General features: G+C 46.0%; 8 protein-coding genes, 1 tRNA gene, 2 rRNA genes and 1 pseudogene. 7 read left to right on the top strand and 5 right to left on the bottom strand.

The window, feature by feature from the left end; all coding sequences use genetic code 11:
* The 3 genes from L1D23_RS20725 to L1D23_RS20715 all read left to right on the top strand — a co-directional run.
* Positions 1–117: ribosomal RNA gene (locus L1D23_RS20725) — 23S ribosomal RNA — on the top strand; the annotation flags it as partial.
* Positions 118–279: 162 nt separating this feature from the next.
* Positions 280–395, top strand: a 5S ribosomal RNA gene (gene rrf / locus L1D23_RS20720).
* A gap of 31 nt (positions 396–426) precedes the next feature.
* Positions 427–503, top strand: a tRNA-Asp gene (locus tag L1D23_RS20715).
* Between the two features lie 412 nt (positions 504–915).
* Here L1D23_RS20715 and L1D23_RS20710 read toward each other — a convergent pair.
* From L1D23_RS20710 to hemC, 4 genes are read right to left on the bottom strand one after another with little or no spacing between them, the layout of a single operon-like run.
* Positions 916–2,094 (bottom strand): heme biosynthesis HemY N-terminal domain-containing protein, encoded by a 1,179-nt coding sequence (locus L1D23_RS20710; RefSeq protein WP_239871279.1) that lies wholly within the window; start codon positions 2,092–2,094, stop codon positions 916–918.
* A complete protein-coding gene (locus L1D23_RS20705; RefSeq protein ID WP_239871276.1) occupies positions 2,094–3,299 on the bottom strand; it encodes a uroporphyrinogen-III C-methyltransferase in 1,206 nt (401 codons plus the stop codon). Before L1D23_RS20705 ends, L1D23_RS20710 begins: the two co-directional genes overlap by 1 nt.
* 14 nt (positions 3,300–3,313) lie before the next feature.
* A complete protein-coding gene (locus L1D23_RS20700) occupies positions 3,314–4,042 on the bottom strand; it encodes a uroporphyrinogen-III synthase (RefSeq protein ID WP_239871273.1) in 729 nt (242 codons plus the stop codon).
* Positions 4,043–4,046: 4 nt separating this feature from the next.
* Positions 4,047–4,985, bottom strand: coding sequence for a hydroxymethylbilane synthase (gene hemC / locus L1D23_RS20695; RefSeq protein WP_239871269.1), 939 nt, complete (start codon positions 4,983–4,985; stop codon positions 4,047–4,049).
* Positions 4,986–5,320: 335 nt separating this feature from the next.
* On the opposite strand from hemC, the gene L1D23_RS20690 reads away from it, so the two are divergent.
* Complete coding sequence (locus tag L1D23_RS20690; RefSeq protein ID WP_239871266.1) at positions 5,321–7,849, top strand: class I adenylate cyclase; 2,529 nt, start codon at positions 5,321–5,323, stop codon at positions 7,847–7,849.
* A gap of 61 nt (positions 7,850–7,910) precedes the next feature.
* Here L1D23_RS20690 and cyaY read toward each other — a convergent pair whose 3' ends face one another.
* Positions 7,911–8,225 (bottom strand): iron donor protein CyaY, encoded by a 315-nt coding sequence (cyaY, locus tag L1D23_RS20685; RefSeq protein WP_239838972.1) that lies wholly within the window; start codon positions 8,223–8,225, stop codon positions 7,911–7,913.
* Between cyaY and L1D23_RS20680 the strand changes: the two are divergent.
* The 3 genes and pseudogenes from L1D23_RS20680 to dapF all read left to right on the top strand — a co-directional run bounded on the left by L1D23_RS20680 (position 8,205) and on the right by dapF (position 10,540).
* Positions 8,205–8,422, top strand: a pseudogene (locus tag L1D23_RS20680) (lipoprotein). The gene cyaY and the pseudogene L1D23_RS20680 sit on opposite strands and share 21 nt — an antisense overlap.
* 23 nt (positions 8,423–8,445) lie before the next feature.
* The gene (gene lysA, locus L1D23_RS20675) at positions 8,446–9,699 is read left to right on the top strand and encodes a diaminopimelate decarboxylase (protein ID WP_239871263.1); all 1,254 of its coding nucleotides are present in this window, start codon (positions 8,446–8,448) and stop codon (positions 9,697–9,699) included.
* A gap of 10 nt (positions 9,700–9,709) precedes the next feature.
* Positions 9,710–10,540: a diaminopimelate epimerase gene (dapF, locus tag L1D23_RS20670; RefSeq protein ID WP_239871260.1), complete on the top strand. Its 831-nt coding sequence runs from the start codon at positions 9,710–9,712 to the stop codon at positions 10,538–10,540.
* The last annotated feature ends 6 nt before the right edge of the window (positions 10,541–10,546 follow it).

The following is a 10,546-nucleotide window of genomic DNA, read 5'->3' as shown; positions in this document are numbered from 1 at the left end:
CCTGACCCCTTGAGGGTCCTAAAGGGTTGTTCGAGACTAGAACGTTGATAGGCAGGGTGTGTAAGCGTTGTGAGGCGTTGAGCTAACCTGTACTAATTGCCCGTGAGGCTTAACCATACAACACCCAAAGGGTTTTGATGGACTCAAAGCAAGAACAGATTTGAATGTGTAGAGAACACAATAACAGCTTTCCGAATTATTCGATTTGCAAGCAAATCTCACCCTAAAGGGCCGCACTAAAGTGCGTTTGAATTTGCGAGCAAATTGATAAAGAATTTGCTTGGCGACCATAGCGTTGTGGACCCACCTGACTCCATGCCGAACTCAGAAGTGAAACGCAATAGCGCCGATGGTAGTGTGGGGTTTCCCCATGTGAGAGTAGGACATCGCCAGGCTTTAAATTTAGACTTAGAGTCTAACCAGTGCGGAGCGGTAGTTCAGTTGGTTAGAATACCGGCCTGTCACGCCGGGGGTCGCGGGTTCGAGTCCCGTCCGCTCCGCCACTTATTCAGAGAAAGCCCTAACAGAAATGTTAGGGCTTTTTCGTATATAAAATATTATTGTTGGTCTGTGACCAACGACTCCCCTCCCAGCTGTCCATAATCCTGAACTAAGTCTCTCCACTACTGCTAGTCATTTATTGAGAAATCCAGCCCGAAGGCTGGGTTTTGTTGTTTAGAGACAATGGTGTCGATTATTCGAAAAGTGGCAGAGCCTCCCACGATAAATCTCCGGCCTTTGACTCTTAATGCTTTGTCATTCTAAGGCGACTAACCTTAGTGATGAAGCCTTTGTTTATAATGATTTGTTGTGTGGAACAACTTAGTTTGATGACTAGGTGTAGTCACGAATCTTAGTCTTACACGCACAAAAAAGCCGACCATCAGGTCGGCTGAAGATAATATCGCTAGGGTGCTAAGCTTGGACTAACGTCAATGCTTTCTTTGATACTTCATGAGCAGCCTTCGTCATGTTTTGTTTTTCTAACGCATCAGCTAAAGATGAATAATCCGCTACGCTTGAGCGAACAGAAAGCGCTTTTTCTAAATGCTGTTGTGCCTCAGACCAGTTTTCATTTCTTAAATGGAACTGAGCAAGGGCACTGTGTGCGTGGGCGTTGTTACCATCTTTTTTGAGAGCCTCTTCTAGGAAGACTATAGCTGGATGTTCATCGGCCAAATTCATATCGGGTAATAAAGTGTATAGGTTGGAAGCTGGATGTTTCTTAAGGCTCTCTTTTACCAACGTGAAGGCCTCATTGTCTGCTTTACGAGCCATTAGCTGTTTTGCAAAACATTCGACTAAATGAGTATCGTTTTTTTGTTTACGGGCAAGACTGTTCCAATGGGTGATCAGCCCTTCACTGCCTTTTTGTTCAGCGACTTGCTTTAACAGACCGCACTGAGCACGTTGGTTCAATTGCTCCTGCTCATCTTTCGAAATGATTTTATTTCTTGCTAGGGTAGGCAAGGTGTCCAGCAGTGGCTGCCACATTTTTAGCTCGACATAGACAGTCTTAAGTAGGTTAAGAACAATGCGGTTTTCTGGGTAGTCGGATTTTAGTTTGGTTAGGGTGTCTAAGGCATGTGTGTATTGCGCTTCTCTTACCTGCTGTTTTGCTCTGGTCAATTCAACGGCCAGTTGAGCATTTTCCTGCTCAGATGCCAGCGTTAAGTAGTGATCACGTTTTTTCTTATCGCCCATTCCTTGAGCTGCTTCAGAAGCGACCAAGTAGCATAGTAGGGGCATGTCGTGATGATTAGCCCAGCGAGTGACTCTCTTCTCTGCCGACTTGAAGTCACCTTCAAGTAATTTGATGATCCCTTCATTGGTATAGCGGCGAGAACGGCGCATCTTACGCACACTGAAATAGTTCCAAGTTGCTGAGCTGGCCGAGAACGTTTTCTTGATTAAAAATTCCAAGCCAAAGAGTGCGGCTAAAGTTGCAATAATGAAGATTACTAGCGTTGTGACACTCATCTCGATGGTTTTATCGGCCACCGAAATTAGTACATAGCCCTGCTGACCCGCATATTGGGTTCCGGCAAACAGCCCAGCCCCTAAGACAACGAAGAGAAAAATGATTCTGAACATTATTTTTCCTCCGTAACCAGAGTGGTGACTTCACGGCGCAGGCGATCACGAATCACGTCGGACAGAATTTGCTGTGTTTCAAGTTTCACCGGGTAGTCGACTTGTACATTCTGCTTGCTTAGCATTTCCAGAGTTTTATTGAACTCGATAACGGTGTTGGCGTCTTGGTTGAAGAATGCACTCGACCATTTGTCGGCAGTGGTTAATGCTGTTTGATAAATATCTTGCTGCTCAACGTACACCGCTTTAATCGCTGTTTCTAATTTGGCCTTAATGTTTTCTTTAAGATAGAAATGTTGTTCAGGCGATAACAGAGGAATGACATTGCCATCTCGAGTGCGGAAGGTAATGAAATTCTCCGAGAAGTCTTTGAGTGAAGTCATCAGGTTATCTTTCCAATCATAGATGTCTTCGGAGACCTGTTGCTCTTTCTGCTCTGGTGCCTCAGGAAGAATGGCATTGGCTAACGGTAGGCTGTCAACTTGCTGTTGTAGTGCTGTTAATCTGAGAACAAGGCCCTCGCGGTCGATAATGGGCACAGACTTAAGCTTCGTAATGTCATTGGCCATTGATTTACGTAACGGCACCAAGCTTGGGTCATTCAGTGCTGCGATACGCTGATCGGCACTTTCCATCAATTTAGTGGCACTGACTGCATCATGTTCTAGAAATAACTTACGGCCTGCTAGTTTGACGAGGTAGTCTGCCTCGGCAAGTAGCCAATCGTTGGGGCGACGGCCTTTGACATCAGCAATTGCAAGTTGCAAGCTTTCGATACTTTTCTGCTGTTGCGATAAAGCGGTTTCGGTTTTATGAGTGATTTCCGTTGCTTTTTCTAAGGTTACTTTCTGAGTAGCAATGAGGTCTTGCTTAACGGAGGCTGTGGTTTGCTCTAGTTGTGTTTTAAGTGATTCAATTTGGGATTGATATTGAGCGCTTTGTTGCTCCATCTGAATGGTTAAGCCGCCACCAAATATCAGTGAAATCACGATGGCGACAGCACCGAGTTTAACCCCGCGCTTTGCATTTTTTTCTTGTTTGGCAGTGTCTGTTGACGCTGTAGGCTCAGACTTTTTATCGGAAGACGTAGAGGGAGATTCAGACGCATTGGAAGTATCATTGGAAGACTGTTGAGTCTCAGCAGGTGACGCTGTTTCTTGGTCTTTCTCAGGTTCAATGTGGTCGTTTTTATTTTTACTTGTCATTGGTCTTGTCCTGTTCACTTTGGCCGGAGAGTAGCCAGTAAATCTTTATTGGAAGCGCTGCCGGTATTATTTACATGGAGAAACCCCAGCTGTTGCGCTTCATTCGCGATACGTTCACTCGGTACATGGAGTTGCAACCCGAATGCCCAGTTCAATTGCGCTGGCGTCAGCTGAGATACAAAGTAACTTAGCTGACCTGAACTGGTGATGACTAATTGTTGAATGTCTTTATCCTGCCATAGAGGTACCAACAAATCTGAGTCAAAAGCGAGGTTTTCTCGTTTGTAAACCTCAAAGTAGCGAACTTGAGCCCCTCTGGATTTGAGCGATTCATAGATGAGTTCTCGACCACCATTGCCTCTTAGGATAACCACCTTTTTGTCTTTGACGTTTTTAAGTATGTCCAGCTTGAGCAGGTGCTCGCTGTCACCAACGTCAGGGTAGTGTACTTTTTGCTGGCTAAGTTTGCTTAAAACATGTGCGGTTTTTTGACCGACGGCAATGTAGGACGCTGCTTTCGGCCATTTTTGTTGAGGTAGGAAAGCCTTTTGTGTGAGCGTTACCGCATGTTGACTGACAGCAATAATGAGGTCGAATTGTGCGAGCTGAGATGAAATGCCGGGGAGATCTTCCCCAGGTCGAATTTCAATAAGACAATGGTGTAACGCGCAGATTCCTGCGCGATTGAGTTGATGGCAGAGTTCGCGGCCTTGTTCACCGGGCCGAGTGACTAACACTGCCATCGGCTTACTCGTGATCCGCGTACAGTCTAGTCAATATATCACGCGCACCATCGTCAAGTAATTGTTTGGCTAAAGTGACACCCAGCTTTTCGGCTTCGGTACGTGGACCTTTGATCTCACCACGCACAATCTTTGAACCATCGGGCTCACCGACTAGAGCTCGAAGCCAAATATCATCACCATCTAGAAGAGAATAACTACCAATAGGCACCTGACAGCCACCTTCTAGTGTGAGGTTCATGGCGCGTTCGCACAGAACGCGATCGGCGGTATCTTTGTGGTTGAGTGGCTCAAGTAGTTTGATCAGACGCTCGTCATTAAGGCGACATTCAATGCCAACAGCCCCTTGTCCTACAGCAGGCAGAGATTGCTCTGGTTCGATAAAGCTGCGGATTCGTTCTTCAAGTTCGAGGCGTTTTAGGCCTGCTGCGGCAAGGATGATTGCATCATATTCTCCGGCATCAAGTTTACCCAAACGCGTTCCAACGTTGCCGCGAAGCTCTTTAATCACTAAGTCAGGACGATATTCTTTAATCTGGCACTGACGACGCAGGCTGCAAGTACCCACTACTGCACCTTGTGGTAATTCGTCAATGTTGTTGTAGGTATTGGATACGAAAGCATCACGCGGGTCTTCACGTTGGCAAATCGTGACCAGCCCTAAGCCCTCTGGAAAATCAACGGGCACGTCTTTCATTGAATGGACCGCCAAATCTGCGCGTCCTTCTAACATGGCGACTTCAAGCTCTTTTACGAATAAACCTTTACCTCCAACTTTCGCCAGAGGAGTGTCGAGAATAACGTCACCTTTGGTGACCATGGTGACAAGTTCAACTTGTAAGCCGGGGTGTGCAGCTTGAAGTGCATCTCGTACATAATAGGCTTGCCAAAGGGCGAGAGGGCTTTTGCGTGTGGCAATTCGAATTGGAGTCGATTGTGTCATGATGGTCTTTGGATAACAGTTTAGATGAGGCTAATCCTACCATTCTCTAAGAAAAAGTCTTCCTGCTAGATCGTCTCGTTGAAAGTGAGTTATTGGGCTAGCAGAAAATATTCAAAATAGTGTGATGAGTATCTCGTTTGTAAAATGGGCTATTATTACAAAAGGTAGATACATACCACACTATGTCGCGAGAATATTGATGAACAAAACAGTGTCGATTCGATCGTACATTTCTTTACCAAACGAAATAAAAGTGTTAAATTGATCACGTTTTGTTAGTGCTTTAGAGCAATTTATCGTCAGAGCACAGTTAGGAATTAACCAAGGAATCACCCTTGCAGGCTTATACAAAGACGCTTATTCAAAGACTTGATAATCTAAACCAGCAGCGTATTGAGCGCGCGCTGGCTCTTATGGATATGCAAAGTCAGCGTGTATTCCATCTTATTCCCACTCTTCTTCATTTCAATCATCCAGTCATCCCAGGTTATTACGACTCCCAAGTCCCTTTTGGTGTATACGGTCTCGAATTTAATGAGGTGCAACAGCAGTTTGTCGAAGACACAGAATTGACGATTGGTCAGTCACTTCGAACCAGCGTTGAGCCCGCTATTCTTGGCTTGTATACCATGGGAAGTACTTCTTCCATTGGGCAGAGCACTTCAAGCGATCTCGATATCTGGGTATGTGTATCTCCCTCAATGAGCTGTGAAGAAAGAGAATGCCTGACCAATAAATGTTTGTTGATCACCGATTGGGCTCAGAGCCAAGGGGTTGAGGCGAACTTCTTCCTGATGGATGAAGAACGTTTTCGCACCAATCGTTCTGAAGAAATGACAGGGGACAACTGTGGCTCATCCCAGCACCTACTATTGTTGGATGAATTCTATCGTTCCGCGGTTCGTCTTGCGGGCCAGCGTTTGTTGTGGCAAATCGTGCCACCAGAGATGGAAGAGTGCTACGACGAATACGTACGTGATCTGTGCAGCCAAGGTTACATTGATTGCTCACAATGGATTGATTTTGGTCAGTTGAATCGCATTCCGGCTGAAGAGTATTTTGGCTCGAACTTATGGCAGTTGTATAAGAGCATCGACTCTCCATATAAGTCCGTGCTAAAAGCCATCTTGCTTGAAGCGTATTCATGGGAATACCCTCATACGCAACTTCTCAGTCTTGATACCAAACGTCGCTTCTTTGCTCATGAGCCAGATCTCTACGGCATGGATGCTTACTACTTGATGCTTGAAAAGGTGACCCGCTATCTTGAACGCATTGGGGACTACAATCGTCTTGATTTGGTACGTCGCTGTTTTTATCTCAAAACGCACGAGAAGTTGTCTCGTGAACCTGGAATGGGTTCCGTTGCTTGGCGCCGTGAAGCGATGAGCGACATGATCAAAACATGGAATTGGGACCACTCCGTGCTTGTTGAGTTGGACGATCGCCGTAACTGGAAAGTAGAGCAAGTTAAAGTGGTTCACCATGCTTTGCTTGATGCTTTGATGTTGAGCTACCGCAACCTGATTCAATTTGCTCGTCGTAATGACATCACTTCTGCCATCAGTCCACAAGACATCAGTATCCTAGCGCGTAAGCTCTATGCGGCGTTTGAGGTTTTACCGGGTAAGGTAACTTTGCTGAACCCGCAAATTTCTCCTGACTTACACGAGCCAGACCTGAGCTTTATTGAAGTCAGGCCGGGTCGTACAAACCGAGCGGGTTGGTATCTCTATAAGCAACCCCTTCAGCCCGATCGTATCCTTGGTCAACCATTCCTTGAGCACAATGAATATCTCAGTAAGTTGGTTGCTTGGTCATTCTTTAATGGTTTGATTACAGAATCGACGCGTCTGCACTCAGTGGTTCGCGATGCTCATCTGGATATTGATAAGTTTTATCAGATGGTCAGTGATTTGCGTAATACCTTCTCATTACGTAAACGCCGCCCAACGATGCAGGCCCTGGCGAGTCCTTGTGAAATTAGCCAACTGGCGATGTTCATCAACTTTGAGGATGACCCAACAGCGGAGCTGAGTGGCCGTGCTCTGAAGGTAGATCTGAAAACGACCGATATTTTTAGCTTCGGCTCAAAGCAGACTTGTCTGGTCGGTAGTGTCGATCTGGTGTATCGCAACTCTTGGCATGAAGTCCGTACGCTGCATTTCAAAGGTGAAACGGCCATGCTCGATGCGCTGAAGACCATTCTGGGTAAAATGCACCAAGATGCGTTGCCTCCTGAGTCGGTTGATGTGTTCTGCTACAGTAAAAATCTACGTGGTGTGATGCGCAATATGGTGTATCAACTACTGGCGGAGTGCATAGATTTACGTCTCAAGCCGATTGAACAAGAGAAGCGTCGTCGCTTTAAAGCGCTGCGTATTGCTCAGCAAACCTATGGCTTGTTTTTTGAGCGTCGGGGCGTGTCTGTGCAGATGTTGGAAAACTCTATTGATTTCTATCGCTGCATCTCGACCAGCAAGTTAAAAGGACCGCCGTTGCTAGTCTTGGACAAAGAACAGGACTACCAGTTGCCGGAGATCGTTGACAGTTTTGCCAGTGAGGGGCTAATTCAGTTCTTCTTTGAAGATTCTGAACAGGGCTTCAATATTTACGTGCTGGATGAAGCGAATCGCGTTGAGGTATACCATCAGTTCAGTGGTATGAAAGATGAGATGATCGCCAGTGTGAATAGTTTTTACACGTCAGTCAAAGATGACAATCAGTTGTCGACTCAGTTTATTAACTTTAATTTACCGCAGTACTATCAAATTGTTCACCCTGAAGAAGGGGATTCTTATATCGTGCCATATCGTAATGATGGCGCGAACTATTCCAAGCCAAGTCGGGCGGTGAATGCGTAATTCGAATCGATGAAAAAGAGCACGTTATGTGCTCTTTTTTGTATCGGAGTTTTACAGGGAATTAAACCCACTCGATCTCTTCATCTGAATGCTTTTCACATTCCTGCTTAACCATCGCAATCAACTCTAGGCCTGTTTTGGAACAAACCCACTGCTCGTTGACCATTGCGAAGTGGAAGCCACCAGATTTGGATGCCAGCCAGATTTCTTTCATTGGTTCTTGGCGATTAATAATGATTTGGCTGCGATCCTCAAACTCTAGAGTCATTACATTGCCAGACGTTTCGTAATCAATGTCCGCGCCTGAATCATCAATCATTTCTTCGATGATTTGCATTTGAACATCTGCCTGCTGATGAAATTCAGTCTCGTTCATCTTTTTATCCTATTGCTTTTCCTGAGTGTGGTGCGATTATAGGGGGCATTGAAAGATTAATCACGACACAACCCATGAAAAAATCACTCATCGCTCTGTTTCTTTTATCTGTTCTGGGTTTGGCCGGCTGTGGTCAGACAGGTCCTCTTTATATGCCCGAAGATGCCTCCCAGAATGAGCAGCCTTCACAACAATAAATAACAACATAAGGGATAGCATTTTGGATTACTTCAACTATCAGGATGATGGCCAACTTTGGGCCGAAGATGTTCCACTGACAGACTTAGCAGAGCAATTTGGAACGCCACTATACGTATATTCCCGCGCAACGTTTGAGCGTCACTGGAATGCATTTGATAAATCCGTGGGTGAGCACCCACACCTAGTGTGTTATGCGGTCAAAGCGAATTCGAATTTAGGTGTGCTCAATACGCTGGCTCGTCTAGGTTCCGGCTTTGATATCGTTTCAGGTGGTGAACTGGAACGTGTTATTGCTGCAGGTGGTCAAGCAAATAAAGTGGTTTTCTCCGGTGTGGGTAAGACAGCGGCTGAAATGAAACGCGCCCTAGAATTGGGTATCAAATGTTTCAATGTTGAATCTGAACCGGAACTAGAGCGCCTTAACAAGGTGGCGGGTGAGCTAGGGGTGAAAGCGCCTATTTCACTACGCATTAACCCAGATGTTGATGCCAATACGCATCCTTATATTTCAACGGGTCTGCGTGATAATAAGTTTGGCATTGCCTTTGATCGCGCGCCTGCGGTATATCAGTTTGCACAAAGTCTCGAGAATTTGGAAATCAAAGGTATCGACTGCCACATTGGCTCTCAGCTTACAGATATTGAACCGTTTATTGATGCCACTGATCGCTTGTTGGCGCTTATTGATGATTTAAAAGCGCAAGGTGTCAATATTGAACACCTTGATGTGGGTGGCGGTCTAGGTGTGATTTATCGCGATGAATTACCACCTGAGCCTTCTGAGTATGCCAAAGCACTTCTAGGCAGACTGAAGAATCACCAAGATCTAGAACTTATTTTTGAACCGGGCCGTGCTATCGCTGCTAACGCTGGGGTGTTACTGACCAAGGTTGAATTCCTAAAACATACCGAACATAAAAATTTCGCCATTATCGATGCTGCGATGAATGACCTGATGCGTCCGGCTTTATATCAAGCATGGCAAGACATCGTCCCTGTTACTCCTCGTCAAGGGGAACCTGTGACATACGATCTGGTTGGCCCTATTTGTGAGACAGGCGATTTCCTTGGTAAAGATCGCGCTTTGGTGCTGCAAGAGAATGACTTGCTTGCGGTTCGTTCAGCTGGTGCGTATGGCTTTGTGATGTCATCGAACTACAATACACGTACCCGGGTCGCTGAAGTGATGGTGGATGGCAATAAAGCTCACCTAGTACGTCAGCGTGAAGAGCTGTCGAGCCTTTGGGCCCTAGAAAACATTCTTCCGGAGTAATTGGCGTCTTATGCATTTCCACTTTTCTAAAATGCATGGTTTGGGTAATGACTTTATGGTCGTTGACTGCATTACTCAGAACATCTTCTTTTCTCCTGATTTGATCCGTCGCTTGGCGGATCGTCATACAGGAGTCGGCTTCGACCAGCTTTTGGTGGTGGAAGCCCCTTATGATCCCGAAACCGATTTCCACTACCGCATCTTCAATGCCGATGGCAGCGAAGTGGAGCAGTGTGGTAACGGTGCGCGCTGTTTTGCCCGCTTTGTGCGTATGAAAGGTTTGACCAATAAATACAGCATCAGTGTCAGCACTAAAAAAGGCAAGATGGTTCTCAATATCGAGGAAGACGATCAGGTGACGGTTAACATGGGTGTACCGGAATTTGAGCCAAGTAAGATCCCGTTCAAAGCCAAACAAACCGAGAAAACGTACATCTTACGAGCTGAAGACAAAACTTTGTTCTGCGGTGCAGTGAGCATGGGTAATCCTCATGTTGTGACCGTGGTTGATGACATTCAAACCGCCGATGTGGATACTTTAGGCCCACTGCTGGAATCTCACGAACGCTTTCCTGAAAGAGTCAATGCGGGTTTTATGCAGGTGTTAAGTCGCAATGAAGTCAATCTCAGAGTCTATGAGCGCGGTGCCGGAGAAACTCAGGCGTGTGGTAGTGGTGCTTGTGGTGCGGTTGCAGTGGGCATTGTGCAGGAACTGTTGGATGAGAAGGTCACCGTCAATCTGCCCGGTGGATCGCTAAAAATTAGCTGGCAAGGACCAGGTAAACCACTTTACATGACTGGCCCAGCCACACATGTATTCGATGGTCAGCTAAGCTGTTAATAAGAA

The organism is Vibrio sp. Isolate24, assembly GCF_022398215.1.
Lineage (GTDB): Bacteria > Pseudomonadota > Gammaproteobacteria > Enterobacterales > Vibrionaceae > Vibrio > Vibrio coralliilyticus_A.
This window is presented reverse-complemented; position numbering and strand designations above follow the sequence as displayed.

Bases quoted from the DNA above. Each gene is read 5' to 3' on its own strand.
- L1D23_RS20710 (WP_239871279.1), bottom strand. From the start codon at position 2,094: ATGTTCAGAATCATTTTTCTCTTCGTTGTCTTAGGGGCTGGGCTGTTT.
- L1D23_RS20705 (WP_239871276.1), bottom strand. From the start codon at position 3,299: ATGACAAGTAAAAATAAAAACGACCACATTGAACCTGAGAAAGACCAA.
- L1D23_RS20700 (WP_239871273.1), bottom strand. From the start codon at position 4,042: ATGGCAGTGTTAGTCACTCGGCCCGGTGAACAAGGCCGCGAACTCTGC.
- hemC (WP_239871269.1), bottom strand. From the start codon at position 4,985: ATGACACAATCGACTCCAATTCGAATTGCCACACGCAAAAGCCCTCTC.
- cyaY (WP_239838972.1), bottom strand. From the start codon at position 8,225: ATGAACGAGACTGAATTTCATCAGCAGGCAGATGTTCAAATGCAAATC.
- dapF (WP_239871260.1), top strand. From the start codon at position 9,710: ATGCATTTCCACTTTTCTAAAATGCATGGTTTGGGTAATGACTTTATG.